The 26934-nt window shown below is 44.4% G+C and carries 28 protein-coding genes; 12 read left to right on the top strand and 16 right to left on the bottom strand.

Annotated features, from left to right (window positions below):
- Window positions 1–2: 2 nt before the first annotated feature.
- Complete coding sequence (locus OC538_RS09335) at window positions 3–686, bottom strand: response regulator transcription factor (RefSeq protein WP_285846860.1); 684 nt, start codon at window positions 684–686, stop codon at window positions 3–5.
- Window positions 687–1184: 498 nt separating this feature from the next.
- On the opposite strand from OC538_RS09335, the gene OC538_RS09340 reads away from it, so the two are divergent.
- The 3 genes from OC538_RS09340 to OC538_RS09350 are packed head-to-tail and all read left to right on the top strand — an operon-like array spanning window position 1185 to window position 3867.
- Window positions 1185–2324 (top strand): betaine/proline/choline family ABC transporter ATP-binding protein, encoded by a 1140-nt coding sequence (locus tag OC538_RS09340; protein WP_251693281.1) that lies wholly within the window; start codon window positions 1185–1187, stop codon window positions 2322–2324.
- Entirely contained in the window at window positions 2321–2977 is a 657-nt protein-coding gene (locus tag OC538_RS09345; protein WP_251626762.1) for an ABC transporter permease, read from the top strand. The genes OC538_RS09340 and OC538_RS09345 overlap by 4 nt, the downstream gene beginning before the upstream one ends.
- Window positions 2977–3867 (top strand): glycine betaine ABC transporter substrate-binding protein, encoded by an 891-nt coding sequence (locus tag OC538_RS09350; protein WP_251693279.1) that lies wholly within the window; start codon window positions 2977–2979, stop codon window positions 3865–3867. The genes OC538_RS09345 and OC538_RS09350 overlap by 1 nt, the downstream gene beginning before the upstream one ends.
- Window positions 3868–4192: 325 nt before the next feature.
- Here OC538_RS09350 and OC538_RS09355 read toward each other — a convergent pair whose 3' ends face one another.
- The 6 genes from OC538_RS09355 to OC538_RS09380 form a co-directional block, all read right to left on the bottom strand.
- Window positions 4193–5101: a nuclease-related domain-containing protein gene (locus OC538_RS09355; protein WP_251693275.1), complete on the bottom strand. Its 909-nt coding sequence runs from the start codon at window positions 5099–5101 to the stop codon at window positions 4193–4195.
- A 136-nt stretch (window positions 5102–5237) separates the two neighbouring features.
- Window positions 5238–5591, bottom strand: coding sequence for a VOC family protein (locus OC538_RS09360; protein WP_251693273.1), 354 nt, complete (start codon window positions 5589–5591; stop codon window positions 5238–5240).
- A complete protein-coding gene (locus OC538_RS09365) occupies window positions 5588–6379 on the bottom strand; it encodes a nucleotidyltransferase domain-containing protein (protein ID WP_251693271.1) in 792 nt (263 codons plus the stop codon). The genes OC538_RS09360 and OC538_RS09365 overlap by 4 nt, the downstream gene beginning before the upstream one ends.
- Window positions 6380–6456: 77 nt before the next feature.
- Entirely contained in the window at window positions 6457–6744 is a 288-nt protein-coding gene (locus OC538_RS09370; protein WP_251693269.1) for a DUF4359 domain-containing protein, read from the bottom strand.
- A gap of 127 nt (window positions 6745–6871) precedes the next feature.
- The gene (locus OC538_RS09375; protein ID WP_251693267.1) at window positions 6872–8494 is read right to left on the bottom strand and encodes an S-layer homology domain-containing protein; all 1623 of its coding nucleotides are present in this window, start codon (window positions 8492–8494) and stop codon (window positions 6872–6874) included.
- Window positions 8495–8515: 21 nt separating this feature from the next.
- Window positions 8516–10141: an S-layer homology domain-containing protein gene (locus tag OC538_RS09380; protein ID WP_262174657.1), complete on the bottom strand. Its 1626-nt coding sequence runs from the start codon at window positions 10139–10141 to the stop codon at window positions 8516–8518.
- A 156-nt stretch (window positions 10142–10297) separates the two neighbouring features.
- Here OC538_RS09380 and OC538_RS09385 point away from each other — a divergent pair, with 156 nt between their 5' ends.
- Complete coding sequence (locus OC538_RS09385; protein ID WP_262174660.1) at window positions 10298–10867, top strand: uracil-DNA glycosylase; 570 nt, start codon at window positions 10298–10300, stop codon at window positions 10865–10867.
- A gap of 81 nt (window positions 10868–10948) precedes the next feature.
- On the opposite strand, the gene OC538_RS09390 is transcribed toward OC538_RS09385, so the two are convergent.
- The 6 genes from OC538_RS09390 to OC538_RS09415 all read right to left on the bottom strand — a co-directional run bounded on the left by OC538_RS09390 (window position 10949) and on the right by OC538_RS09415 (window position 18102).
- Window positions 10949–11173 carry a hypothetical protein gene (locus OC538_RS09390; protein WP_262174664.1) on the bottom strand — a complete coding sequence of 75 codons (225 nt, stop codon included), beginning with the start codon at window positions 11171–11173 and terminating at the stop codon, window positions 10949–10951.
- Window positions 11174–11190: 17 nt separating this feature from the next.
- Window positions 11191–12648 carry an NCS1 family transporter gene (locus OC538_RS09395; protein ID WP_262174666.1) on the bottom strand — a complete coding sequence of 486 codons (1458 nt, stop codon included), beginning with the start codon at window positions 12646–12648 and terminating at the stop codon, window positions 11191–11193.
- An 88-nt stretch (window positions 12649–12736) separates the two neighbouring features.
- Window positions 12737–13999: an NAD-dependent dihydropyrimidine dehydrogenase subunit PreA gene (preA, locus tag OC538_RS09400; protein WP_262174670.1), complete on the bottom strand. Its 1263-nt coding sequence runs from the start codon at window positions 13997–13999 to the stop codon at window positions 12737–12739.
- Window positions 14000–14011: 12 nt separating this feature from the next.
- A complete protein-coding gene (locus tag OC538_RS09405) occupies window positions 14012–15355 on the bottom strand; it encodes an NAD(P)-dependent oxidoreductase (RefSeq protein ID WP_262174672.1) in 1344 nt (447 codons plus the stop codon).
- 28 nt (window positions 15356–15383) lie between these two features.
- Entirely contained in the window at window positions 15384–16787 is a 1404-nt protein-coding gene (hydA, locus tag OC538_RS09410; RefSeq protein ID WP_262174675.1) for a dihydropyrimidinase, read from the bottom strand.
- A gap of 76 nt (window positions 16788–16863) precedes the next feature.
- A complete protein-coding gene (locus tag OC538_RS09415) occupies window positions 16864–18102 on the bottom strand; it encodes a Zn-dependent hydrolase (protein ID WP_262174678.1) in 1239 nt (412 codons plus the stop codon).
- A gap of 222 nt (window positions 18103–18324) precedes the next feature.
- On the opposite strand from OC538_RS09415, the gene OC538_RS09420 reads away from it, so the two are divergent.
- The 4 genes from OC538_RS09420 (at window position 18325) to OC538_RS09435 (ending at window position 22091) form a co-directional block, all read left to right on the top strand.
- Complete coding sequence (locus OC538_RS09420) at window positions 18325–19692, top strand: aspartate aminotransferase family protein (protein WP_262174681.1); 1368 nt, start codon at window positions 18325–18327, stop codon at window positions 19690–19692.
- A 4-nt stretch (window positions 19693–19696) separates the two neighbouring features.
- Window positions 19697–21217 carry a CoA-acylating methylmalonate-semialdehyde dehydrogenase gene (locus OC538_RS09425; protein ID WP_262174683.1) on the top strand — a complete coding sequence of 507 codons (1521 nt, stop codon included), beginning with the start codon at window positions 19697–19699 and terminating at the stop codon, window positions 21215–21217.
- A 173-nt stretch (window positions 21218–21390) separates the two neighbouring features.
- Window positions 21391–21897, top strand: a complete 507-nt coding sequence (locus OC538_RS09430) for an SRPBCC family protein (RefSeq protein ID WP_262174686.1) — start codon at window positions 21391–21393, stop codon at window positions 21895–21897.
- A gap of 17 nt (window positions 21898–21914) precedes the next feature.
- Window positions 21915–22091: a hypothetical protein gene (locus tag OC538_RS09435; protein WP_251693241.1), complete on the top strand. Its 177-nt coding sequence runs from the start codon at window positions 21915–21917 to the stop codon at window positions 22089–22091.
- 359 nt (window positions 22092–22450) lie between these two features.
- On the opposite strand, the gene OC538_RS09440 is transcribed toward OC538_RS09435, so the two are convergent.
- The 3 genes from OC538_RS09440 to OC538_RS09450 form a co-directional block, all read right to left on the bottom strand.
- Window positions 22451–23221, bottom strand: a complete 771-nt coding sequence (locus tag OC538_RS09440) for a class I SAM-dependent methyltransferase (protein ID WP_262174688.1) — start codon at window positions 23219–23221, stop codon at window positions 22451–22453.
- Window positions 23218–23733: a hypothetical protein gene (locus OC538_RS09445; protein ID WP_262174690.1), complete on the bottom strand. Its 516-nt coding sequence runs from the start codon at window positions 23731–23733 to the stop codon at window positions 23218–23220. The genes OC538_RS09440 and OC538_RS09445 overlap by 4 nt, the downstream gene beginning before the upstream one ends.
- Before the next feature lie 62 nt (window positions 23734–23795).
- A complete protein-coding gene (locus tag OC538_RS09450; RefSeq protein ID WP_262174692.1) occupies window positions 23796–24263 on the bottom strand; it encodes a GrpB family protein in 468 nt (155 codons plus the stop codon).
- A gap of 634 nt (window positions 24264–24897) precedes the next feature.
- Between OC538_RS09450 and OC538_RS09460 the strand changes: the two genes are divergently transcribed.
- The 4 genes from OC538_RS09460 (at window position 24898) to OC538_RS09475 (ending at window position 26859) form a co-directional block, all read left to right on the top strand.
- Window positions 24898–25260, top strand: a complete 363-nt coding sequence (locus OC538_RS09460; RefSeq protein ID WP_251693232.1) for a hypothetical protein — start codon at window positions 24898–24900, stop codon at window positions 25258–25260.
- 72 nt (window positions 25261–25332) lie between these two features.
- Window positions 25333–26076 carry a class I SAM-dependent methyltransferase gene (locus OC538_RS09465; RefSeq protein ID WP_251693230.1) on the top strand — a complete coding sequence of 248 codons (744 nt, stop codon included), beginning with the start codon at window positions 25333–25335 and terminating at the stop codon, window positions 26074–26076.
- A 98-nt stretch (window positions 26077–26174) separates the two neighbouring features.
- Window positions 26175–26354: a SoxR reducing system RseC family protein gene (locus tag OC538_RS09470; RefSeq protein ID WP_262174695.1), complete on the top strand. Its 180-nt coding sequence runs from the start codon at window positions 26175–26177 to the stop codon at window positions 26352–26354.
- Window positions 26355–26493: 139 nt separating this feature from the next.
- Window positions 26494–26859, top strand: a complete 366-nt coding sequence (locus tag OC538_RS09475) for a hypothetical protein (RefSeq protein ID WP_262174698.1) — start codon at window positions 26494–26496, stop codon at window positions 26857–26859.
- Window positions 26860–26934: the final 75 nt, after the last annotated feature.

Consider the following 26934-nt stretch of genomic DNA (forward strand, 5'->3'; position numbering starts at 1 on the left):
CCCTACAGGCTGACCGCCATATAACCCATTCCTTTTTTTGTGAGAATCGCGTCACCAAGTCCGATGTCTGCAAGTTTTTGGCGCAGCCGCGTCACATTTACGGTCAATGTGTTGTCGTTAACGAACCGTTCGTCATCCCAAAGTTTGCGGATCAACTCATCGCGTGACACAATTTCATCCTTCGCCTGGACAAGCACCGCCAAGATGAAGAATTCATTTTTCGTCAGTTCCACTTCATTTCCATCAAGTCGAATGACACCGCGCTTCATATCAATCATCGCGCCGTTCCACTCAAGCACATCCGCCGGCTCTTCTGTGTACGCATATGTACGACGGAGTGTCGCTTGGATTTTCGCAAGCAGCACATCTGTATGGAACGGCTTCTGAACATAATCATCCGCCCCCATATTCATCGCCATCACCATATCCATCGGATGATCGCGCGACGACAGGAAGATGATCGGCACCTTCGAAACCGCGCGGATTTCTCGGCACCAATGGAATCCATCATAAGCGGGAAGCTGGATGTCGAGTATGACCAGATGAGGCTTCGTTTGGATGAAAGCCCCCATCACGTCATGGAAATCTTCTGGCCCCGACACTTGAAGCGACCACTGCCCAAGCCTTTCCTTCAGCGAGTCAAATATCGCCCGATCGTCCTCCACTATGAAAACATTCATCTCCATCCGCTGCACACCCTTTCGTTAGTTAGTATTATAGTTCATTTCCGCCGAGGTCGGACACTTCTACAATGGTCGAACCTTCAGCTAGGTGGCGGGTGTTAGCACCGACTCGCAAGTTTCTGTATTTTTATAGGTAAAAGGAATTATCTTCATAGGTGTTTTCCTTCATTACCGACTCTCGGTACTTCATCACCTTCTTAAACTAATTCATTAACTACTTTCAGCACTAAATCACTGAATAGGATTGGTTTATCATCCATTCGCTAGTTTGCGAAAAGTTACACACGCGAAGGTCTTAAGTCTCACAAAATACATATACTAAAAACCTACTAAATATCCAATTTCCATTACTTCCATCTCCGAAATATGATATACTAATTAGCGAGACAGACGCACCTGATTGTTCAGGAAGCATAAATGTCTTCTTTTTTTGTTGCCGCTTTATATTTTCATTCCAAATTCAACACATTACAGTTTTGTGAAAAAACATAGGAGGATTATATGCTGAAATTTGAAAACGTAAGTAAAGTATATGATGACGGGTTCAAGGCTGTTGATTCTGTTAGCTTTGAAATTCCGAAAGGCGAGCTGCTCGTTCTCATCGGTCCGAGTGGTTCAGGTAAATCAACTACGATGAAAATGATTAATCGGATGCAACCGCATACAAGTGGGAAGATTTCGATAAACGGTAAGGATAACAAATCGTATGTCGCTTCCGACCTTCGAAGAGGCATCGGCTATGTGATCCAACAGATCGGTTTATTCCCCCACTATACGATTGAAAAAAACATCTCCATCGTTCCTGAATTAAACGGATGGAGCCAGGAAAAAATCAAACCAAGAGTCAACGAACTGCTTGAATTGGTCGGACTCGATCCTAAAATCTACGCAAAACGCTATCCAAAAGAACTCTCCGGGGGACAACAACAGCGCGTTGGTATTGCCCGTGCACTTGCATCCGACCCCGAAATCATCTTAATGGATGAACCGTTCAGCGCATTGGACCCGCTTACAAGGGAGCAATTGCAGGGTGAACTCATTTCATTACAGAAAAAATTGAATAAGACTATCATTTTTGTAACTCATGATATGGACGAGGCACTCAAAATGGGTGACCGCATCGCAATAATGAAAGACGGAAAGCTTCTTCAGTTGGACACTCCAGAGAAATTACTTCACGAACCTGCCCACGGTTTTGTCGAGGAGTTTATTGGCAAGCATCGAATTATCCAAAACCCTGAACTGATGCCGGTTATTGACATTATGTCCGAATCGGTTGTCACATCTCTTCCTCAAAGTTCTCCTGAAAAGGCAATTTCACTTATCCGGCAGAGGAAAATCACGGATCTCATCATTGTAGATGATTCAAAAAATCTGCTAGGCATCGTATCCGCCTACGACGTCATCAAGAAAGTGAACGACATCTGTACCATTGAAGAACTCATGCAGCCGATCAGCCACATCTTGCAAGACACTGCTTCCGCAAAAGACGCCATCATCATGATGGATGAATCACCGTTCGGCCTGATTCCTATCGTGGATGAAAAGAATAAGGTCGTTGGTCTTGTAACACGCGGTTCGTTGCTATCCGCATTGTCCAGCCAGTGGACGGAAACGGAAGTAGAGGTGGTTGCTATATGAATAATTTATCTATTTGGCAACAATTGACCGAACAATCGCAGATGCGCTGGAGAGAAGTTCTCGAAGCGACATCCGTTCATATTCAGCTTGTGTTCTTTTCGATGTTGATCGCGATCATTCTCGGCGTGTTCCTAGGAATCCTTGTCACCCGAGTTCCAAAACTGACGACACTCGTACTCGGTGGCACAGGCGTCATGCAGACAATTCCAAGTCTCGCCTTGCTCGGTTTCATGATCCCTATTTTCGGGATTGGCGTGAAAACGGCGATTGCTGCACTTTTCCTTTATTCGCTGCTGCCGATTGCGCGAAACACGTACGCAGGTATTAGCGACGTCGACCCGGCTACTCGGGAAGCAGCCAAAGGAATGGGCATGACGAGCATGCAAATTCTTTTCAAAGTTGAGCTTCCGCTGGCAATTCCTGTCATCATGGCCGGAATCCGGACAGCTGCAGTCATTAACGTAGGTAACGCTACACTTGCCGCATTTATTGGTGCTGGCGGACTCGGCGATTTCATTTTCCTTGGAATTACGCGTGGAATCGATGGACTGATCCTTCTTGGCGCGATCCCGGCCGCACTGCTTGCCATCATTCTAGAAGTGTTCTTCAGCTCGGTTGAGCGCTGGACGACACCGAAAGGATTGAAAGTGTAATGAGGAAAAAGTTTATTTCATTACTGCTCATTGCAGTTGTCGCAAGCATGTTGACCGGATGCATCTTCATTGAAGAAGATTCATTGACGCTCGGTTCGCGGAACAATACGGAAAGCATCATTTTGTCCCACGTCATGGGGCAGTTGATTGAGAATAAAACAGATATTAAAGTCATCTATAAAGAAAACCTCGGCGGCTCCAACGTCGTATGGAATGCGATGCTGAACGGCAATATCGACGTCGTTCCCGATTACACAGGGACAATCGTCGTCAACTATTACCATGAGGAGCCAGGCAACGCAGAGGAAACGTTGGAAATGACAAGACGACTCGTCGGTGAAGACGGCATTATCGCCTTCAACACGTTTGGCTTCAACAACACGTACACCCTCGCGTTGGACGAATCAAAAGCGGAAGAACTTGGCGTCGTCACATTTAGTGACTTCGCTGCTTACTCCGAAGATTTCACGTTAGGCGCGGTCTTCGAATTCATCGATCGCCCCGACGGACTCCCCGGCTTTTCGAAGGAATATGGATTGAAGTTCAAGAACGTCAAAGGTATGGACCACGGCATCATGTACCGTTCCATTAATGCAGGCGAAGTTGACGTCATCAACTCCTACACGACAGATGGTCAGCTGCAGGAATTCGACTTGCGTGTATTGGAAGACGACAAATCCTACTTCCCTCCTTACCACGCACTCCCACTCGTGCGGAAAGAAACGCTGAAGGAGTACCCTGAAATCGAAGCCGTCTTGAAACAGCTCGAAGGCATGATCAACGAAGAAGCCATGCAAAAAATGAATGCCAAAGTCGACAACGACGGCATGATGGTGGAGAGGGTAGCAGAGGAGTTTTTGGTGGAGAGTGGGTTGATTGAGGTGGAGTGATGGGGCGTGGTGCTTTGCACGCGGCGTTATCACCGATTCTAGACGTGTTATCACCGATTCTCGAACCGTTATCACCGACTTGAACGAGTTTATCACCGATTCTCAGTCCTTTATCACCGAATCGGCAGTTTTCAACAAGATGTGCCGATCTAAGCACCTTTTTCATGGGTGATTTCCTTTTTCGCCGGCTCCTAGGGAGTTATCACCGAATATCGCGGGTTTATCACCGAATCTTACCCTTTTATCACCGAAACTCGAAGTGTTATCACCGACTTGAACGAGTTTATCACCGAAACGGCCTATCGACATCAAAAAAGCGCACAAATTATGTGCGCTTTTTGCTTTCCATATCAAATTTCATGATATACAACCTGTTTCGTTTAGCCCCTTCCACATCTAAATCCATAGACGTCAATAGCCGATGGGCAGTCTGCTGCCGATCAACTCTCAGAAACTCTCGACAATCTTTATTCCTCATTCCGCCACCAAACAAAAGGAACCAGTCTCGTATCGCTTGTTTGTGGGAATCTCGGCTCGCCCTTGCACAGGATAAACAACGCCACCCACCATTGTATTTCTCCATGCCAATTAACCCACATCCCGGGCAAATCACGCCCGTCCGAATGTCGCTGTGTCGAATGGAATATGTCTTACAGATAGGAGAGGGAATGAAATCGCGATGGGAGCTGCTTAGCTGCGTTAAAAGGATAGCAAACGTTTCGTCATCCAACAATGGGGAGGTTGTTGGGAGTTTGCGAATGAAAGTGGGAACCGCGCTTGGGAATAAAACAGGGATTTTCGTATCGAATACTTCAATGCGTTGCTTGGCGTAGGCGAGTACAACTGCCCCGTATACCGGCAATGAGATGTCTCGACTATACAACCAGTCTTGAAACAGTTCACAGTTGCTTTCAAGTTGGGCAATCGGGCTTTTGAATCCGCTCACCTGTCCGGAATCCAACACGCGAATTAATTGTGGTGGATTTTCAGTCACCGTCAATTCACCCGCAATGTTTTTCACTTCAAACAAAACCGCATATGATGGGGTGATGAAGAGCGAGTCAATTTGAAAATGGGTGCTGGACAGTAACGATAGATCGTGGAAAATGCCATGCTTCATTGAAAAATCATAGTCCTCAAGCACCTTGTCCAATTCCTGTTCGCCGCCAAATCCGGCTTGGACCGCCGCATACTTCGAACGCAAAACAGGAATCGCTTCATGGTGATTTGGCAATCGCCTAATCGCCGCCTCCAGCCCTTCTAACAAAAGAGGGGCTTTTCTAGGCTTATAAATGAATATGGTTCAACTCCTTAAATAGTATTCCGCTATTTACTAGTTTAGCATATTCACTCAATGGAAAACTAATTATTCAATTAAACTGCAAATACTCCCACACATTCCCGAAAGGATCACGAAAACTGATATACTTTCCTGGCGGGCAATCTGCGGGTTCTGCGATAATCAATTCGACATCATGTTCTTTTAGTATCGCAAGGGATCGATGGATGTCATCCGTTTTCAGTGTCAGCTCAACGCCTGAAGATGTCTTATTAAACGCCGCCACTTCCGTTTCCTCCAACACAATAGGCAAATCCCCGTGAACGAGTGTTACAATCTTCGGTCCATACTCCTTGTTCACCTCAAACCCCAAAACCCCCGTATAAAAATCAATCGCCTTTTCTAAATCCGGCACATGAATGCCAATCACACAAACTTGCGTCATACCTCTTCCTCCTCCCTTTCCCCTATATACCCATCAATCATTCTCCGCAGAAACCTCATCTGCTGACTTTCTTCACTCCACTGCAACCGAATCCATTCATACTCCCTATCGAGCAATCTGCTCATTAGAACTACAGCCTGCGCATGCTTTCCGGGTGTGATGAACTCCAGAATTTCCGTCAACTCTGATACAACGGACCTCGGCAATGATTGTTCAATCGTCTTCAACCCCAACTTCGCCCGTTCCGGTGCATATCGATAGAGCAGCACCCTTCCCAAATGATGCACGACATTCGTCAGCATCCGAACCGACCAAATATCATTCCCCCGTGCAGCGGACTTCGAGTATTGGAATAAAAACCACCCGACATCCATGACATCGTCCCGATATTCCTCCTCCGACAACACCAGCCCTGGCGTCTCCATCAATTCATCCAGCAAATGATATGGATCATACAGCACCTTGAAATGGTCACCACCCACAAATGTTTCTTTAGTCACCGTGAATAAATCAATATGTAATAAATCATCGAACACCGCGATAATCTGAGGGGCTACAATGAAAATATCATCCATTAAAATAATGTCGCGATACGCTTGTAAATGCTTCACCCGGCTCGCAAGAAAATCCTTTTTATCCTCCTCGTTCACCAAGCAATAGAGATCGACGTCCGAATGTGCATCATGCTCGCCCCTCCCCATCGACCCTTTGAGAAAGATCGCTTGGACACGAGGATCACTCTTCAAGCTTTCACTAATTTTTTCAACAGCCAACTCCTGCGGTAGCATATCCATACCTCCCCTAACCTTTCATTACAATTTCTACTCCGGCAGCCCGTTCTCCTTTCATTGGTCAAATAAAAAATTTACTTAAATAATTCCAACCACCTCGGATAGTCAAACTGTCCATCGGATATTTGAAAAAACATTCCGAATGCACCTAAATAGGTAATTCCGTATTCAAAATGATAAATTGGCGTGTATGTTGAAAAGAGCAAGAAGTTTATTCTTTCGGTTTCTATTTTTGCTAATAGTGGCGGCGGGCCATAATGCTCTTCGCTAAATTGCAAATACTCCTTCTCTGAGGGATTAGTTACGAGTGCAAAGAGGAGAATAAACAATAATAATCCGCCGATCAAATAGCGTTTCTTCATTAAATGACCCTCCTTATGATCCTCCTTAACTAAATTATAATTAAGTTTTCTGATAATGTAATCCCCACGAAGTCCTATATACACACCCATAAAAAAAGAGCAGTCCATAGACCACTCTTTTTCATCCTTACTTTTTATCCGCGCGGTATAAAAACAACGCCATTTCACCACGGGTGATGGCCTCGTCAGTTCCAAACTTACTCGCCGATTTCCCTTGCGTTATATTATTCTTCATCAAAGACCTTACCGCATTCTCATAGCGCGACGAGACATCGGTGAAGGGAAGCTTCACTCCATCGCCTGATAATTTATATGCCCTTTGGATCAACAATGCCATTTCACCGCGGGTCATCGTGTCATTTGCCCCGAAATGAGTCGATGATTTTCCGTTTACAATGTTTTCCCTTTTTAAGGCATTCACCGCGCCCCACGCTCTTTCCGGAACGTCGACATATGGGGTCGGGCGTGAATCCGATAAATCAAGATTCATTATTTTAGCTAGCCAAATCGCTGCGTCTACCCGCTTGATGTTATCTTTGACGCCAAATTCGCTTCCCGAAATCCCTTTTGCAACTTCCTTTTCTGCCAAGTACGTGACTGCGGGTGAATATCTGCCAGTTACATCCTTAAACGCAGGTTCAGCTCTGAAGGACATTGTATATACACCGCCCTGCCAAAGTACTTTTATGGAAGGAATGAAATAATACGTGCCTTTTTTAAGCTCAATCCGTTTAGATGACTTTTCTGGTTTCCCGACAGCACCGCTACTCAAATGGGAATCATACGAAATGCTTCGTTCTTTCATCAAACTATACCCACTGAATTCGGATGAAAAATCAATCGTTAAAAACCCGTCATACTTCATTTCAATCCGATAATAATCTTCTTTATCCGTATGACTTAGGAAACCGGTATGGATCTTGTTGTCGTTTACTGCAATCGGGGTTGCCGATTCCCTACTATTATTCGGTTCAATCTCATCATTGTTGGCTGGGATGAAAGAGACGTCCATTTCATAAATACCTTGATAATAGTCATTACCTTTTATACTAATATAGTAAGTATCCGCTTCAAGATCAGTATGCGATTTCCAATGTAGCGGCAAGCCGTTATAGAATCCAAGACTATCCCAAGAAATCATTTCCCCTTCGGAATCATACAGGCGGACAGATCCATTGAACATTTTGGAGTCAATGTCGATTACCAAACGACCAGGTTCATCCAATTCGACTTTGTAATAATCTGCAGTATCATTCCAGCTAATAAACCCTCTGATCCGTTCCCGATTCACCTTTATCGGCATCGCTTCCGTAAATGTCTGATTCGGCTCGGTCTCATTATTATTTGCCGGGTTAAATGACACACTCACATTATAATTACCGAAACTATCTTTATTGGCATCCTTAATAAATAAAGTATATACACCCGGTTCGACGTTAATATCTTTGCTAAGCGAAGTAGCATTTTCTGGACGACCATTATAAATTCCTTCAGGATGGCCTGTAAGCTCATTATTAGAATCTCGGAGTTCCATTAGTGCTGCATTAAAATGAACGTTCGCAGTAATCGTCAATGTACCTGCCTTCGGTACAGTTATCGTGTACGCGTCCATTGGAGCTTGTTCGGAAATGTTCCCTGAAATAGTTGTATTAAAAGGTAAAACTGTGTCCGCATGCGCTACTGTTGTTGCTCCTGTAAATCCTGATAAAAACAGTAAAAGAGTGATGACTAAGATGCTGATATTCTTCAAGTTGTTTTCCTCTTCCTATCGTTAGTTCAATTCTGCACGGTATAAAAACAATGCCATTTCACCACGGGTAATGGCATCATCCGTTCCAAACTTATTCACTGTCTTTCCTTGCGTAATGATATTCTTCATTAAAGCCCTAACCGCTTCGTCATAGCGCGAAGAGACATCCGTGAAAGGATGCGTCACTCCATCGCCCGATAATTTATATGCCCTTTGGATCAACAACGCCATTTCGCCACGGGTCATTGTGTCATCTGCACCGAAATGAGTCGCCGACTTACCATTCACAATCTTTTCCCGTTTTAAGGCATTCACCGCGCCCCATGCTCTTTTCGGAACATCTACATATGGGGTTGGACCTGCATCCGATGTATCAAGGTTCATGATCTTAGCAAGCCAAATCGCTGCATCCACCCGTTTAATTCGTTGATTGACACCAAATTCGCTCGCCGAAATTCCGTTTGTCACATCTTTGTTCGCCAAATACGTAACGGCGTCTGAATATCTATTAGCTACATCCTTAAATGCATGTTCCACCTTAAAGGACATTGTATATAAGCCGCCCTCCCGATAGTCCGTTGTCTTGGGAATAAAATAATAGATACCTTTCTTAAGTTCCAACCTTTTCGACGATTGTTCCGGTTTTCCAACTTCCCCATCACTTATATGCAAGAAGCCATAGGCATTACCCTTTTCATCCATCCATTCATACCCGCTGAATTCAGATGAAAAATCAATCGTCAGATAGCCGTCATACTTCATTTCAATTTGATAGTAATCAACCATATCCGTATAACTTAAGAAGCCGATATGGGTCTTATCGTCAGTGATTAGAAGTGGGATCGCAGTTCCCCTACTATTGTTCGGTTCAACCTCTTCATTGTTAGCAGGGAAAAATGAGACGTTCATTTCATAGATTGGTTGGTAAGAAAAGCTGTTGCCATTCATACGGATATAGTAGATACCCGCCTCCAGATCCATATGGGATTTCGAAAGTATGGGCAGCCCCTGATAGTCACTTAAAAATTTCCGATATACCTCTTTCTCTTTTGAATCGTATAAGTAAAGGCTTCCGCGCCCCAACTGGGAGTCAACGTCTATTACCAATCTACCGGGTTCGTCCATTTTCACTTTGTAATAGTCGTCCCTATCAGCCCAGCTAAGAAATCCTCTGATTTTTTCCCCGTTCACTGGGATCGGCATTGCCTCTGTAAACGTCTGATTCGGTTCGACTTCATTATTATTCGCAGGATCAAAAGTAGCGAGAACACTATAATCACCAAAACTTGTTTTATTCATATCTTTTACAAATAAAGTATATACACCAGGTTCAAGGTGAAAAACCTTTGTAAGCGTGGTGGGATTTTCCGGTCGACCATGATAAATTCCTACCATATGATCTATTGCCTCGTTTTTCGCTCCGCGAAGTTCCATTAACGCAGCATTAAAATAAACTTTCGTCGTAATCGTCAATGTACCTGCTTTGGAAATAGTTATCGTGTAAGCGTCCATAGAAGTTTGTTCGGATAGATTCCCTTCGATAATTGTATCAAATGGTAGTATTGTATCCGCATGAACGACTGTTATTCCTTTAGTTCCCGACAATAATAGTAATAGAGCGATGATTAAAATAGTGAATTTCTTCAAGATGTTTCCCTCTTCCAACCGACGTATTTTCATAGATTTTCTTTTCATAGTATATAACATATATACTAATAAGCAATTGTAAGTTTCAACCATTAAACCGACATGCATGAACCATCCGACAAAGGGTATTCTAATCTGTTAGGAGAGTGAATCAAAATGACGTCATTTTGCCCAGAAATATGGCCGGAAGATCCGACGCCGGCGAGCCAGATTAATTGCGAGGAATGTGGTCTTTATAAGCAAGGAACACGAATGGTTTGGGGAGAAGGGAATCCACAGGCACCGATCATGGTGATTCTGGATAATCCAGGCGCCCGTGATGATCGTGAAGGGAATCCGATGATCTGCGGCACACGGCAGACATTGCAGCAAGCTGTTTATGAAGTGGGGTTGGATAAAAACCTAATCTACGTAACCTACATTCTAAAAAGAAGGCCCATTCGAAAATACGATAAAGAACAAACACGGGACATCTGCATGCACCGCCATCTGGATGAACAGCTCAAACTGCAGAAACCCGAACTCATCATATGCATGGGCAATGTGGCCGTGCAATCCTTTTTCGAAGATGCGGAAGTCGATGTGAAAGGGTTGCGCGGCAGCTGGCATGATGCGAAGGGATTTCGGACAACTGTCGCCTACCACCCGCTAGCCGTCAGACGCCGGCCTAATTTGTATAGGTTATTAGTGGAAGATTTAGCGTTAGTAAAGGCTGCAATTCAATAAAACTTCTCGGGATGTATGGCCAATCAAGCTTCATAATTAAGACTCTATTCCAGTACCAGAATAGAGTCTCACCGCTTTCTATTAAATTGACATATCTTCTTGTTTCAGCGTTTGTTCCAGGAGCTTTGCTGCAAAATATTTACGCGCTTCGGCAGTCATAATCTGCAAACAAACTTCTTCTTCCTGCCGTTTAAACTCGACAAATGTGCCACTTAAGTTTTCACGTACAGAATGGACCTTAAAGCCATTGGCTACATAACCGTCAACTTGTTTCATTTCATCCAAACTTAACAAATGATCGGACATACAAACACCCCGCTTTCCTATTCAGTACCTTTTCCTTCCATCTCCTGCATGACGATATCGTCCCAGTCGTGGCCAACTGTAATCCCTAAATACTCCTCATCACTTGGATTATCCAGTTCAGCTTGCGGGTACTTCTTAAACCACCAATATTTTGCCAGCACGTAGTAGACAATCGCCCCAACGAAAAAGCCGACCAATGAAGAATACGTTGGGAACATATTCGCTAACGCTCCACCTATCACCCAAGCAAATAGCCCTGCTAAATTAAAGCCCTTCAGAAACTTATATTGGCCGTCTAATTCGTACAGATCTTTTACGTTCACACGACGTTTACGGATCAAATAATAGTCTGCGAACAATATTCCCACAATGGCTGTTAAAATACCACCAATGATTAATAGGACGTTGACCAACACGGCAAACAGATTCCAGGGCTGTGCTAAAACCCCGATTACCCCCGCAATAATGACAGCAGCCCAGAATGGCACTTTCGGTCCGCCGATGTTCGAGAAAATCGTTGCTGCAGGAATAACGTTTGCGGAAGTGTTTGTTGACCATTGCGCCAACACGATCATCAGCAATAAAACCCCGAGTATAATTCCACTTGCGCTATTCATCAAGGCATTTATCGGATCAGCAGAGGCCGTTGCCATGTAAGCCACTGCGCCAATCGTCACGATAAATGTATTCGTAATCGGCATCACGATCAAAGAGCCGACTAACTGTGTTTTATTACGCTTGAACCAATTGCGTTCATTTTTTGGTGCTTTAAAGAATCGTGATAGTGTCGGCATATCAGCTGCCAATGTCGCCCAGAACCCCATGTTCGCCATCATCACAACCATGAAGGCTGTAAAAGCCGCTATTCCTGTTGTCGGGGATTCCACCCAAGTCCACACATCTTTCCCTTGAACCGTCGCTTTATCGGCAAGCGTAATATACATCCAGCACGATATTAGAATAATAACCGGCGCTGCAAAATCCGCAAATCGCTCAATGGATTTAATGCCGAGCGATGTGTTGAATAACTGTAATGCCGCAAACACAAGGAAACATAAAAACCAATTATTGAAGTCGAATAATAAATTCAAAATCCCGTTGATGGCCATCGCGCCAAAATAAGTGTTAAGTCCGAACCAGCAAGCTGCTGTCACTCCGCGGACGAGTGAAGGTATATGCGTACCGATTGTTCCAAACGGGGCTCGCATATACACCGGGAAGGACAAGCCGTGCTCAACACCAATATCACCGATTAATGTCATGAATACACCGATTAATGCGGAACCGGCTAACGTCGCTAAAATCACCATCGGCAATGACAAACTCATAATAGCTGAGCCGCCAATTGCAAAGGCGGCTAAAACAATCGCCATTCCTACCCAGATAACAGCAAAACCAAATGTGCCAACGCTTCTATTTTGATGTGTCACTGGAAGTAAATCCGGGGATTTTAAATAATCTCCGCCACTCGCCATACATTTCTCTCCCTTTTAGTAGATTTCCAGTTAACGCACAATCAATTCTCTTCTTTCTCACTTCGCACCAGAATTCGGGCTGTTTTTTTCAGCGGGTGAAATTGCTGATAAGTGATTGACGTTCGTTCCATGTCATCGGCGGAATCGTAGACTTTCTTTCAATCATCGAAATTGCACCATCCACCGGGCATACAATCGCACATAAATTACAGCCCACACAATCCTGTTCACGCACTTTCAACATTGGACGACCGCTCTCTGTGTATAGGTCAATGCATTGATGCGACGTATCTTCACACGCGATATGGCACTTATTGCAGTTGATGCAGACATCATTATTGATTTGAGCGACAATATTATAGTTCAGATCCAAGTCGCCCCAGTTTGAATAGCGCGGTACGGACTGACCAACCAAATCCATCACTGAGGCAATACCTTTCCCGTCCAAATAATTATTCAGTCCATCTATCATATCTTCGACAATACTGAATCCGTGGTGCATCGCCGCTGTACAAACTTGTACGCCTGTTGCACCCATCAGCAAGAATTCTGCAGCATCCTGCCAGTTTGAAATCCCACCAATACCCGAAATGGGAACATTGACGAGGGGATTCCGCGCACATTCCGCGACCATATTCAGTGCAATCGGCTTGACGGCCGGCCCACAATATCCGCCATGTGCCCCTTTCCCGCCAACATGCGGCACCGTATTCCATGTATCCAGATCGACTCCAGCTAAACTGTTGATCGTATTGATCATACTGACAGCATCTGCCCCGCCGCGCACTGCCGCTTCTGCCGTCATCGTAATATCCGTTATGTTCGGTGTCAGCTTGACGATAACAGGTGTGCGTGCAACTTCCTTCACCCAGTACGTCTGCTTTTCAACCAATTCAGGGACTTGACCGGAAGCTGATCCCATTCCGCGTTCCGCCATCCCATGCGGACAACCGAAATTCAGCTCTAGGCCATCAACTCCAACAGCTTCTACTTTCTTGACAATCTCATGCCACTTTTCCTGCTGTGGCTCGACCATTAAGGAAGCGATAATGGCGTGATTTGGAAACCTTTTCTTCGTTTCCTGAATTTCTTTCAGATTAACCTCTAATGGACGGTCTGTAATCAACTCAATATTATTGAAGCCCGCTACTCTTTGTCCATTGAAGCTGACAGCCGCAAAGCGCGATGACACATTCAAAATCGGTTCGCCCAGCGTTTTCCATACTGCGCCGCCCCAGCCCGCTTCAAATGCACGTTGCACTTGATAGCCCGAATTAGTCGGTGGTGCTGATGCTAACCAAAATGGATTCGGTGATTTAATTCCCGCTAAGTCAATTCGTAAGTCTGCCATATATGATCCCCCCTATGCGATCTCGCTCGGTTTTCTGAAACGCTTATGAATGATTTTCGCAGCATCTTTACCTTGCTGTGCAGCTGTTACGACCATCGCCTCACCTTGGCCGTTGCCGAACACGACATCCCCGCATGCAAACACTTTGTCATTCGACGTTTGCATAGTCGTTTCATCAATGTCTACAACCCCGTTCGTATGCTGCAATCCAAACGCTTCAATGAGCGGGACAAAACGCGTTTGTCCAATTGCTTTAATGACTGCGTCAACCTCAATGACAAGCTCAGAACCCTCGATTGCTTCAGGTCGTTGCCTGCCGTCTGCTCCTGCCTCTCCAAGCTTCATCTTGACGCACTCAAGGCCCACCACTTTCCCTGCCACATCACCAATAATTCGCTTCGGCGCTGTCAGCCACTTGAATCCAACGCCATCCTGCTTGGCAAATTCATATTCATATTGGTAGGCAGTCATCTCTTTTTCCGTTCTTCTATAAAGGATGTCAACCTGTTCAGCACCTAGCCGCACAGCACAAGTCGCCCCATCTATAGCTGTGTTTCCAGCACCGATGACAGCAACACGTTTCCCGATCAAGTCCTCTGTCAGTACACCCATTTTCGTGCGCTTTACAAACTCAATGGCATCATGGACGCCTTCGAGTTCTTCACCTTCGATGCCGAGGTTTGGTACGGACCCCATCCCAACCGCTAAAATAACACTGTCATATTGCGTTAAAATTTCCTCGGCAGAAATATCCACGCCCACTCTTGTGTTTGTTTTGATTTCCACACCAAGCCTTGCAACTTGAGCCACTTCCCAATCCGCTACCTCATTCGGCAATCTGAAAGACACGATGCCATAAGTGTTCAAGCCACCCGCCTTTGCCTCCGCTTCGAAAATCGTGACACTATAACCGAATCGACTAAGCTCTCGTGCCGCCGACAAGCCCGCAGGACCAGAGCCCACAATCGCGATCCTTTTTCCATTGGCTTCACCTTTTTTAAATAGTTCTACATCTGTTTCCATCGCCCAGTCAGTTGCATAACGTTGCAGTTGTCCTATCTTGATAGGCTTGGTCGAAGAATTCAGCACACATGCACCTTCACATAGTATCTCGGTCGGGCATACCCGCGCACAGCTTGCACCAATCGGATTGGCCTCCATAATCGTCATGGCCGAACCTTTCATATTGCCTGAAGCAATTTTCTTGATGAAATTTGGAACTTGAATACTTGTTGGACAAGCTGTGATGCAAGGTGCGTCGTAACAGTACAGACAGCGATTAGCTTCTTCTATCGCTTCATTTTTCGTCATTCTGCCAGTCATTTCCGAAAAATTACGTTCGAGTTGCGAACTCATTAAACCATTCCCCCTAATGGATTGATGTTCAGACGTTGATTCGTTCTGCAATCGTCTTCTGTGCGGCGCGCTTGATATAACGGCCACTACCTAATGCACCTACAAATTGTCTGTTTTTAATGACGTATTCACCACGTACAAGTACACTGATGGGTTCTCCGGTCACTTCCCATCCCTCGTACGGATTGTAATCGACATTCATATGGTGGGTGTCCGCGGATATTTCACGTTTTACCGCAGGATCAAAAATCACGATATCTGCATCAGATCCTATAGCAATCGTTCCTTTTTGCGGGTATAAACCGAAAATTTTCGCGGCACTTGTCGAAATCATATCGACGAAGTCATGGATGGAAATCCGCCCTTTCGCAACGCCTTCAGAATATAAAATACTGAAACGATCTTCGATAAAAGGTCCGCCATTTGGAATTTTTGAAAAGTCATTCAGTCCTAATTGCTTTTTTCCGTTGAAGCTGAAAGAACATTGATCCGAGCCGATTGTTTGCAGCTGCTTTGCTTTTAGCGCATTCCATAAATGCTCTTGATGATATTTCGGGCGAAGTGGCGGTGACCACACATATTTCGCCCCTTCGAAGCCTGGCTGGGCTAACGCTGACTGATCGAGTGTCAAGTAAGGTGGGCATGTTTCCCCATACACGTCATAGCCTTTTTCTCGCGCTGTAATAATTTCATCTAGCGCTTCTTTACACGTCACATGGACAACATAAAGCTTGGCACCTGCTATATGCGCCAGTTCAATGGCCCGTTTCGTCGCCTCGCCTTCCACTTCCGCAGGACGTGTCAGTGCGTGGTAAATCGGAGCTGTCTGGCCGGCTTGCCTCGCCTCCTCTACTAATTCATCAATGACTGAACCATTTTCACAGTGCACCATCACAACAGCACCTATGTCTTTTGCGATTTTAAAGGCTTTGAACAGCGTACGATCTGACGCCTGGAATTCTTTCGCATACGCCATGAACACTTTGACAGATGTGATCCCTTCCCGTTCTAACAACAAAGGCAACTCCACCTCTGTTTCAGGCGTTAAATCAGTAATCATTAAATGAAAGCCGTAGTCAATGGCTGCATTCCCCTTTGCCTTTTCATGCCACTTTTCCACAGCATCAGCAAGTTTCTTTTCACCCGCTGATAAACAGAAATCTAAAATGGTAGTCGTCCCTCCGAAGGCAGCGGCAATTGTACCCGACTTCCAATCATCATCTGTCACCGTGTTGTTGAACGGCATATCCAAATGCGTATGCGGATCAATTCCTCCAGGCATCACGTATTTGCCCGTAGCATCTACAATTTCCGCTCCTTCAGCTGATATGTTTTTGCCGATTTGGACAATCTTGCCGTTTTCGATCAAGATATCTGCCTCATACAAATCTGACGCTGTTGCAATGAGTCCGCCTGTAATTATTTTTTTCATACTATCCTCACCTTTCGATTAATGACTGTACGTTTTATTTTCCAATTGTGGGTATTACCATGGCGAGTCACATGCATCATTGATTTAGCGTGTCCATGCTGAACTTCGTTTGTAGTGCCAACACGGTTTCCAATAACACGTCTGCTCCCTTTGCACAATCTTCAAATGTTGTTTCTTCTTCCTCGCAATGACTTTTCCCGCCGATACTTGGCACAAAAATCATTGCAGAAGGGATGAAACTCGCAATATATTGCGCATCATGTCCCGCCCCGCTGAACATCCTGTGAAAGGAATAACCATAGCCAGCGCACGATTTTTCCACTTCATTGCAAATAGCTTCATCAAAGAATACTGTCTCTCGCCCCCAGAGCTTAACCGGTCGAATGAGGCAACCGACTTCCTCTGAGGCTACTCCTGTTAATACTTTCTCAACTTGACTCATCACCTCTGGAGATTGATGACGCGAATCAATGGTAAACACTACTTTGTTCGGAATGACTGTATGGATATTGGGCGTTACATTCATACGTCCAAATGTGAATACCAGCTCTTCGTCGATTTTGCCCAACTGCTCGTGCAAGAACGAAATTAAACGGGAGGCCACAATCATCGGGTCCTTGCGCATCGACATGGGCGTAGTGCCAGCATGGTTTGACTCACCTGTAACGGTAACTTCATAGCACACCATGCCTAAAACGCCTTCGACCACTCCAATATCACATTGCTTAGCATCTAACACCGGCCCTTGTTCAATATGCAGCTCAATATAAGCAAGGGCTTCTGTTAAACGATTTTCTTGCTCACCTTCATAGCCACTCGCCTGTAATGCTTCTTGAAAAGTAATGCCGTTTTTATCGGTAGAACTCAGCATTTTTTCTCTACTGAACTTGGATGCAATAACACCAGAACTCATCATCGCCGGATCGAAGCGGGCACCTTCTTCATTCGTAAAATTCACAAGCATTAATGGAATGTCGAGCTCAATGTCGTTATCCTTTAATGTCCGTATAGCCTCTATGCCTGTTAAAATACCTAACACGCCATCAAACCTGCCGCCTTTTTCAACAGAATCCAAATGCGATCCGATTACGATTGGCGGACAATCTATTTTCCCCGGCAACGTCGCATAGATATTGCCCATATCATCCGTTTTAATATCCATGCCCAGCTCTTTACAAATTTCACTAAAGCAGTCCCTTGCCAAAATATCCTCTTTTGACAGGGACAGTCGGGTTACTCCCCCATTGGGAGTCGCACCGAACTGACTAAACTGTTCAACTAATGTCTGCAATCGACTCCGATTACATGCATACATATGCAAGTCCTCACTTTCATAATTATTGAACTACCCAACACTTATAAAAACTATAAAACTAGTGTATTCGGAGTAAACGGATATAAGACTTAAAAATATGGCCAAGCGCATATTTATGGGATGTTATTTATATAATAAGGTGCCGTGAGTATAACGCTGCTTTTCTAAGGAAATTGAGTAGTGGATTGATAGCATAGGATAAATGAAGGAGTGATAAATTCAATGACGAACGTAACAAGTCAAAATTGGCAAGTAAAAGATGAGCAGTATGTATGGCATGCCATGAAGCCGTACAACCCGAATGCTACGTCAATTATTCAGAAATCTGAAGGCGCTTGGGTAACGGATATTGACGGGAAACGTTACTTGGATGCCATGTCCGGTTTATGGTGTGTGAACGTCGGCTACGGTCGGGAAGAACTCGCCAAGGCCGCTTATGAACAATTACTGGAAAATGCCTATACACCCCTGTCCGTCGGGCACGTCCCTGCCATCCAACTAAGCGAAAAGATCAGCGAATTATTAGGTGATGATTATGTAGTCTTTTACTCCAACAGCGGTTCAGAGGCGAATGAAGCCGCCTTCAAGATCGCACGTCAATACCATCAACAGAGAGGGAACACAAATCGTTCGAAATTCATCTCCCGCTATCGGGCCTACCACGGCAGCACGATGGGGGCGTTAGCGGCAACAGGGCAAGCCCAGCGCAAATATAAATACGAACCGTTAGCACCGAACTTCATTCATGTTGCACCGCCGGATGCATACCGTGAAAACGAAGATCATATTACAGAGCCGACTGCCCTGCCGTCTGTTCAGGCGATTGATAATGTCATGACGTGGGAAATGTCCGATACGATTGCAGGCGTTATTCTCGAGCCCATTATCACGGGCGGCGGTGTGATTATGCCGCATGAGGACTATTTACGCGGGGTAAAAGCTGTTTGTGAAAAGCATGGGGCCTTGCTCATTGTAGACGAAGTCATTTGCGGTTTCGGTCGTACAGGCAAAGCATTCGGCTTCCAGAACTATGGCATTCAACCGGATATTGTCACAATGGCAAAAGGATTAACAAGCGCATATATGCCGTTATCAGCAACAGCAGTGCGCCGAGAAATCTATGAAGCCTTTATCGGAAGCGAGGAGTATGACTTTTTCCGGCACGTCAATACATTCGGCGGCTCTCCAGCGGCGTGTGCGGTTGCCCTTAAAAATATCGAAATCATGGAAAGGGAAAGTTTATTCGCCCGCTCAGAAGAAATGGGCGCTATTCTCCATGCGGAACTGCAAGAACGCTTGAAGGACCATCCAAATGTCGGCAACATCCGCGGGAAAGGCTTACTGATCGGCATTGAGCTTGTAAGTGACAAAAACAGCAAAGCACCGCTTGAAGTAACTGCTGTCAACAAAGTCATTTCTCTATGTAAAGAACAAGGGTTGATCATCGGGAAAAATGGTGTCACGGTTGCAGGTTTCAACAATGTTTTAACACTCGCTCCACCACTAATACTTTCGTTGGCAGAAAAGGATTTGATTGTTGAAAAACTCACACTTGCATTGCAAGAACTACTGCCACAGAGGGGGAAATGAATGAATGGTTACGAATACAGAGGTAAAAGAACTCGGACATTTTATTAATGGGGAAATCGTAGCTGGTACAAGTGGTCACTTTTCAAATGTTTTCAATCCAAGTACAGGTGAAGTGATTGCACATGTCCCTCTTGCAACGAAAGAGGAAGTTCAAGATGCCATTGCAACTGCTCAAGCAGCCTTTCCAGCATGGCGTGCTCTATCAGTCGGCAAACGCATTGAGATTGTGATGAAGTTTCGTCAATTAATGACCGAACGTATGGATGAGCTCATCGATATCATTTGTACCGAAAGCGGGAAAACGGTCGAGGATGCGAGGGGTGAAATTACACGTGGTCTGGAATCAGTAGATTTAGCCATCAATGCCCCCCACTTATTAAAAGGCGAGTACTCCGTCAATGTCGGCGGGGATATTAATGCTTATTCTGCAAAAGTTCCACTTGGTGTCGTTGCAGCGATTTCCCCATTCAACTTTCCAGTGATGGTGCCACTTGCCATGACAAGTATGGCGGTCGCTGTCGGCAATTCCGTCATACTGAAGCCTTCCGAGCGTGTCCCCTGCTCCGCATTGTTTTTTTCGGAGCTGTGGAAAGAAGCGGGCTTGCCCGATGGTGTCTGGACAGTCATCAATGGCGATAAGGATGCGGTCAATGAACTATTGGAAAACCCGGCTATTGAAGCCATTTCGTTTGTCGGATCCACGCCAGTCGCCGAGTATATTTACAAAACCGGCTCAAAATACGGCAAGCGTGTTACGGCATTAGGCGGCGGTAAAAACAATATGATTGTCATGCCCGATGCAGATCTGGAACAGGCCGCAAACGCATTTTTAGGCGCGGCTTATGGGGCCGCTTCCCAACGCTGTATGGCCATTTCGACAATCATCCCCGTTGGCGAAGAAACAGCGAATAAGCTTGTAGACGTACTGGCTGGAAAAATTGCAAAGTTAAAAGTGGGGCCTTACACAGATGCAGACGTTGACTTCGGTCCTGTTATTACAAAGCAGTCAAAGGACGCAATCATTGGCTATATCGACCGTAGCCTAGAAGAAGGCGCTACGCTCGTATGCGATGGCCGCAACCCGGACATCGCTAAAAACTCGAACGGCTTCTATCTGGGGCCTACTCTACTCGACAACGTCAAACCCGGCATGGAAATTTATGAGCAAGAAGTATTTGGTCCTGCACGCAATGTCGTCCGGGTAGATTCTTTAGAGGAAGCAATCGACCTGATCAATGCGCATGAGCTCGGCAATGGTGTGACAATTTTCACGAATAACGGGGCGGCCGCCCGCAAATTCACAACAGAAATCGACGTCGGCATGGTCGGGGTAAACGTCCCCATCCCCATTCCTGTCGGTTATCATAACTTTGCCGGCTGGAAACGATCAAGATTCGGCGAGGGGCATATGTTTGGGCCCGACCAAGTCCGTTTCTTCACCAAAACCAAAATCATTTCAGAAAAGTGGTTTGAAGAAAACAGCAAATCTGCGTCAACCTTTGCTTTTCCGAGTAATGACGGCTGATGATGCCCTATAAACAGACCCATTAGGCCAGATGCCTAGGGTCTGTTTTTCTACCCTCATATAGCATCTTAATCTTACATATAGATTGTCATAAAGAATTAATGGACTTGCCTTCTACAGAAGAGTAAATTGGGAGCGAGAAGTCAAATTCCAATAATCGAAAGGATAAGATTATGCCAATCATCAAACACGAAATTCACATTAATGCACCTATCCATATCTGTTTTGACCTTGCCAGAAATGTGGATGTCCATACGGAGACAACGGCAAAGACGAAGGAAAGAGCTATCGCCGGAGTGACGACTGGACTAATGGAAAACGGTGATACGGTCACTTGGGAAGCCGTCCATTTGGGAATTAAACAGAAATTGACTGCAAAGATTATCGCGATGGATCGACCTTATAATTTCACTGATGTCATGGTGAAAGGCGCATTCCATTCTTTTACGCACACACATGAATTCATTGAAAGCGATGCGGGAACGGTTATGAAAGATACCTTTTCATATAAATCCCCTTTTGGCTTTCTTGGGAAAATGGCAGATCGTTTATTTTTAGAACAATATATGAAAAATTTCATTGCCGATCGGGCCAAAGAGTTGAAGAAGATTGCTGAAAGAAATCAGGGGCACATCAAAACGAGCAAACTAGACCATATTAAGACAGTAAATGCAAAATGATATGGGAGGTTTTCGAAATGAAACAAGGTGCGCACAGCAATTTATATTCCAATCCGAAAACGCCGGGAAATCGGACAGAAGTAAAAGAGGAGATTTCGATGGAATTGGCTGAGCTTGGTAATCTTCAACCGAATCATGAGAAGATGACACCGAACCATCGGGAGACGGCAGAGAGAGATAAATACAAAGGCTGAACTTAAAAAGCCAAGCTGCTTGAGAATCACAGCAAGCGGCTTGGTTTTTGTAACGACTATGATCACTTGCCTGGTTTTATGATCACTCAACGAGGTTTATGATCACTCACCGGGGGTTATGATCACTCACCGGGGTTTATGATCACTCGCCGGGGTTTATGATCACTCGCCGGGGTTTATGATCACTCGCCGGGGTTTATGATCACTCGCCGGGGTTTATGATCACTCGCCGGGGTTTATGATCACTCGCCGGGGTTTATGATCACTCATCGGGATATATGATCACTCGCCGGGGGTTATGATCACTCGCCGGGATTTATGATCACTCACCGGGGTTTATAGGCGCTTATCGTAAAAAATCAAGCCGTTTTCATCCTACATACATACACCATCGAAACGCTCTCCGCATGCAAGTCATTCTCATCCCAATCGCCATAGACTTGCACAATTTCAAAACCATTTGCCGCTACTAATCGTTCCATTTCTTGTGGGAATGAATAGCGGAGGGAAATGCCATCCTGCTCCTCCGCGATTAACGTATTATCCCGATAAATCCGGCGATGGGTCCGGCAATCCGAGATCTGTGTCAAATGATTATATATATCGCGATGATTTTCAATCACCTGATTGCCATTTTTATCGACATACTTTTCTACGTATTCATCAACAGCAGAAAGCCCCTTCAATACCGGATTTCGTGTATCGAAAATGAAAACTCCTCCATCCACTAAGTGCTCGTGGACAGATTGGAATAAAGCGTCTTGCGATTCATTCGTTAGAAAGTGCTGAAAGGAATTTCCCGTCATATAAGCGAGCGAACTTTTCACCGGCAAGTTCAATTTCGTGCAATCTTGCTGCGCAAATTCAATTGTTACTTCCGCTTGTTCAGCTTTCCGTCGAGCCCTTTCCAACATCCCTTCATGCAGATCTATACCAATCATTCGGAATCCGCGTTGCGCCATCGGAATCGTCAATCTACCCGTGCCGCAAGCCAATTCAATTATTGTATAGTCCTGGCTCGCCCATTTTAAGATCAGGCTCAAGTCCTTCTGGTACTTGTCATATAAATGATCATACATATCAGGATCGGCATATTTTTCGAGGTTTCCTTCAAATATATTTTGGGTCATAAATTTCCTCCTAATAGATTGCTAACAAGCAATTGATTCTTGGCCGGATCATCCCGCACAACAATCAACTTATCCAAATAAGGTTGAAGGATCCCGTCCAGCTCTTCACGTTTCCCTTCAAACTGTTTCGTCCATTTATACATGTTCTGTAGCATTTGAAAATCCGGTCTATACGCACACTCTTCTACACCAATCACTTGCCTCACGTGCCTGCTCAAAATCCGGATTTTTCGTTTCCATAAAGGTGGATCCAGCCAAATGATGATGTCAGCCAAGTCCAAAAGGAGGTGATAAGACGGTCGGTATACCCCCTCTGCAATCCAGCTACCCTTTGCATCCATTTGGTGAATGACCTGCACTGGCTCTTCAGGCGTCCGCTTAATCCGCACGCCATCCACGTCATGGTAAACAACTGAATCTAACTCAAGAAAACGCAAATCCATTTGCTTCGACAATTCCTTTGCGTAGGTCGTTTTCCCGCTTGCAACAATCCCCATGATGAAAATCTTCATTTCTCCTCAACCCCGTTTTGGGTTCTCATCCCATTCAATTGCTTCCTGTTCAATGTGAGCCGCTAATTCGCCTTTCCATTTATGTATGATTCAATATCATAAAGAAATTGCTGCGCTAGCTTCTCTTTCAAATTCCCATATGCCTTCGCCTTCTCGGGATGCGCTCGCAGGAAGTCACGAAATGCAAGATGGCGAAAGATTTCCTGCGAGCCATCCTCGTAAATATGGATGTGATGCGTCCGCTCATCTCCGCCTTTTTGAAAATAACGACGACCCGCGATTCCATTCTCGCCCTTCGCTTCGTACCCAATTCCCGCCATCATTCCGTTATACTGATCGATTCGCGATATGTCCTTCACGACAGGCATAATGTCGATGATCGGTTTTGCGGACAATCCACGTACCGATGTGCTGCCAATATGGTGGATTTCAATAATTTCCGTGCCCAATATCTCCTGTAATACAGCCGCTTCTTTTTCGAACTCAAGACTCCACCTTTCGGAAAAAGGCATCACTTCCACTTTCCGCATAACACATCTCCGTTCATCTGCTTATTGTCCGTTTTTTCATGCCGTAGTTTCTTAGTTGAATAGCAATCATATTCATCCACGTATTGATTGGAATGAATATGAATAACACCGTAATCCCTAAACTGTCAAAAAAACCTCCTCGAACGTCTTTAAGAAAAGTCTGTGCATCAATTTTATATAGCATTAAAAATGCCGAACCCAACACGACTGCATTTAGTACGAAAGAAAAAACGACTAACCGTGCCCTACTCAATTTCCTAGGCATCAAAAGGCATAGATACGTTGAAGCTATAAAAGTGAATAACAAGATGATGATTACAATGGCATTTATAAAAATCCACCCACCTATCTATCGATTATCGCAAAAAGGCTAACAGATTGAATAATTGTTAGCTCCTCCATTGTCACGTACTTATTTTTCCGAAGCACGCATCAATTTCTTAATCAACCGAATTTGCCCCCGGTGATTCAATTCATCCTCAAACACATGAAACCTTTGAAGTAGAATTTCATATTTATTCATCCAATCACCCCATACCTATGAATTCTCTAAACGGAGGGCCAATTCCTTTATTTCAAATTGAAACTATTATGGATATTAAACCACTAATCTGAAAACGAGGGCGTGAATATTATGAGAAAAAACTTTTTATACTTTGCGATATCAGTCTTCTCTGTATTGTTGTTGGTTGGCTGTACTGATAAGCAAACCGAGGAAAATCATAACCAATCAGATAGTTATACGGAGGTCAGAGAAATCGCTTGGAATTTCGTCAAGGAGAAGGGCTGGGCTGAAACTGCAATTGAAAATTGGCAGAGTGCAGAGGTAACAAAAGTGGTTGTTGGTAAAAACTATGATTTATTAAATCAAACATATGAAGGAAAAGAAGCGCTATCTGTTTCCTTTAAAGATAAAGAGAATAGTGTTATCGGTACACCTTTAATACTAATTGACAGTGATACATATAAGGTTATTGGTTATATGCTTAGTGAGTAGATATTCAAATACTTTCATATAAAGGAGAAGAAGCCTTCAACGTCGAATGTATATTCCCATGGAGGGATGAACATGGGAAATGATTCACTATTGTTAAACAAAAAAAGCTGGGATGAGGTGGCGCCGCGGTTCTTCGGGCGGAATCCGTTGCCTGAGTACGGGCCGCTTGCGCCTCGGGAAGAGGATTTGAATTTACTAGGTGATGTGGATGGTTTGAAGGTGTTGGATATCGGTTGCGGCAGCGGACATTCCTTGCAATATATGGATTCTCGAGGTGCAGCGGAACTATGGGGAGTGGACCTTTCAAAGACACAAATTGAAACAGCGAAGGAGTTGCTAAAGGACAGCAAAGTGCCTGTTCATTTATTTGAGTCGCCAATGGAGGAAAACCCTGGGCTGCCTCTCGCATATTTTGATATCGTCTATTCCATTTATGCGTTAGGTTGGACGACCGATTTACGACAGACGCTCACGAATGTGCACAACTATTTGAAACCGGGCGGTATTTTCGTTTTCAGCTGGGAGCATCCATTGCACAGCCGTGCAACCTTGTTGGATAAAGTTCTTCATTTCAATAAATCTTATCAAGAAGAAGGTGCTTATGATCACGAAGCTTGGCATGCCCCTGCAATCATGCAGCAGTATAAAGTGAGTACATATATCAATATGTTGATTGAATGCGGGTTTGAAATTGAGAAGGTCATTGAGGATGTTTCATTGACGGAGGAAGACCGGGAAAGACATGCGAATAGGTGGTATTCGTATGAGAAAGCGAAGTTGATGCCTACCACTTTAATTATTAAGTGCGGAAAGTAAGGGTAGCCGCATTAACGTGTGGTTGACGCTGCATAGTTTTCAACAAATCGGCCAGATGGTTGTATAGCGCATTTAGAAATAAGGTAAGGGGGAAGAAAATGCATAAAAAGAAATACTTTATATTGCTACCTCCAGCACTGATTATAGGAATTATTTTGTTGTATTACCTTCCAACAGAAGATAGAGCATATGTATTTTTAGCGCCAATTGCTTTTTGGATAATCTATTACAGCTGGATATATGTCGAAAAGAGAAACACGAAAAGAAATATATCATGATTTGTGCCATAATCGAGCTCTTTAAAGGCATAAGATGATTCATTTATTGGATCAGTTTTGTGAATTTAGTAACGGAGTCATATGCAATGAAACCAGTTCATACAGTCATCCGTGTATTAACTAAGAGGAGGAGATTAAAATGAAACATAAGAATTGGATACTTTCGGGTTTCATCCTGCTTCCCATCACCTTGTTAATGGCTTATGATTTTTTTCCAGAGCTGAACGGATTCTTACAACTTTCAAAACCACTTCTCATTGGGCTAATTCTAATTTTCTTGTTTTCCGGATTCTTTATTAACCGTTTCCAAAAAGCTTCTCTGAAATCCGATTTGCTATGGCAAGTTATACTAACATTTTATTTATTGCTCTTAATCATAGCGTATACCTTACTTGGCGGCGAATCACAGGTAGGAATATCACTGTCCAACCCTTTCCTATGGATTGTTCTATTGATTACATTTTTTGATATTGCAAAGCAGTATAAGAAGATGAAAACTGCTTAATCGAATTCTTAATAAATTTAATAGTACTAAACACTTTAGTCCGAAAACATCTTTGAGCTGCCATATTCATTCATG

This window comes from Saccharococcus sp. Marseille-Q5394, assembly GCF_946901335.1.
In the GTDB taxonomy this organism is placed as follows: Bacteria; Bacillota; Bacilli; order Bacillales_A; family Planococcaceae; genus Sporosarcina; species Sporosarcina luteola_C.

Excerpts from the sequence above, each read along its gene's own strand:
- OC538_RS09425 (WP_262174683.1), top strand. The coding sequence starts at position 19,697 with ATGGTTACGAATACAGAGGTAAAAGAACTCGGACATTTTATTAATGGG.
- OC538_RS09385 (WP_262174660.1), top strand. The coding sequence starts at position 10,298 with ATGACGTCATTTTGCCCAGAAATATGGCCGGAAGATCCGACGCCGGCG.
- OC538_RS09435 (WP_251693241.1), top strand. The coding sequence starts at position 21,915 with ATGAAACAAGGTGCGCACAGCAATTTATATTCCAATCCGAAAACGCCG.
- OC538_RS09460 (WP_251693232.1), top strand. The coding sequence starts at position 24,898 with ATGAGAAAAAACTTTTTATACTTTGCGATATCAGTCTTCTCTGTATTG.
- OC538_RS09340 (WP_251693281.1), top strand. The coding sequence starts at position 1,185 with ATGCTGAAATTTGAAAACGTAAGTAAAGTATATGATGACGGGTTCAAG.
- OC538_RS09335 (WP_285846860.1), bottom strand. The coding sequence starts at position 686 with ATGGAGATGAATGTTTTCATAGTGGAGGACGATCGGGCGATATTTGAC.
- OC538_RS09360 (WP_251693273.1), bottom strand. The coding sequence starts at position 5,591 with ATGACGCAAGTTTGTGTGATTGGCATTCATGTGCCGGATTTAGAAAAG.
- OC538_RS09465 (WP_251693230.1), top strand. The coding sequence starts at position 25,333 with ATGGGAAATGATTCACTATTGTTAAACAAAAAAAGCTGGGATGAGGTG.
- preA (WP_262174670.1), bottom strand. The coding sequence starts at position 13,999 with ATGGCAGACTTACGAATTGACTTAGCGGGAATTAAATCACCGAATCCA.
- OC538_RS09450 (WP_262174692.1), bottom strand. The coding sequence starts at position 24,263 with ATGCGGAAAGTGGAAGTGATGCCTTTTTCCGAAAGGTGGAGTCTTGAG.
- OC538_RS09370 (WP_251693269.1), bottom strand. The coding sequence starts at position 6,744 with ATGAAGAAACGCTATTTGATCGGCGGATTATTATTGTTTATTCTCCTC.
- OC538_RS09395 (WP_262174666.1), bottom strand. The coding sequence starts at position 12,648 with ATGGCGAGTGGCGGAGATTATTTAAAATCCCCGGATTTACTTCCAGTG.
- OC538_RS09365 (WP_251693271.1), bottom strand. The coding sequence starts at position 6,379 with ATGCTACCGCAGGAGTTGGCTGTTGAAAAAATTAGTGAAAGCTTGAAG.
- hydA (WP_262174675.1), bottom strand. The coding sequence starts at position 16,787 with ATGAAAAAAATAATTACAGGCGGACTCATTGCAACAGCGTCAGATTTG.
- OC538_RS09415 (WP_262174678.1), bottom strand. The coding sequence starts at position 18,102 with ATGTATGCATGTAATCGGAGTCGATTGCAGACATTAGTTGAACAGTTT.
- OC538_RS09420 (WP_262174681.1), top strand. The coding sequence starts at position 18,325 with ATGACGAACGTAACAAGTCAAAATTGGCAAGTAAAAGATGAGCAGTAT.
- OC538_RS09475 (WP_262174698.1), top strand. The coding sequence starts at position 26,494 with ATGAAACATAAGAATTGGATACTTTCGGGTTTCATCCTGCTTCCCATC.
- OC538_RS09430 (WP_262174686.1), top strand. The coding sequence starts at position 21,391 with ATGCCAATCATCAAACACGAAATTCACATTAATGCACCTATCCATATC.
- OC538_RS09350 (WP_251693279.1), top strand. The coding sequence starts at position 2,977 with ATGAGGAAAAAGTTTATTTCATTACTGCTCATTGCAGTTGTCGCAAGC.
- OC538_RS09405 (WP_262174672.1), bottom strand. The coding sequence starts at position 15,355 with ATGAGTTCGCAACTCGAACGTAATTTTTCGGAAATGACTGGCAGAATG.
- OC538_RS09470 (WP_262174695.1), top strand. The coding sequence starts at position 26,175 with ATGCATAAAAAGAAATACTTTATATTGCTACCTCCAGCACTGATTATA.
- OC538_RS09440 (WP_262174688.1), bottom strand. The coding sequence starts at position 23,221 with ATGACCCAAAATATATTTGAAGGAAACCTCGAAAAATATGCCGATCCT.
- OC538_RS09445 (WP_262174690.1), bottom strand. The coding sequence starts at position 23,733 with ATGAAGATTTTCATCATGGGGATTGTTGCAAGCGGGAAAACGACCTAC.
- OC538_RS09345 (WP_251626762.1), top strand. The coding sequence starts at position 2,321 with ATGAATAATTTATCTATTTGGCAACAATTGACCGAACAATCGCAGATG.
- OC538_RS09390 (WP_262174664.1), bottom strand. The coding sequence starts at position 11,173 with ATGTCCGATCATTTGTTAAGTTTGGATGAAATGAAACAAGTTGACGGT.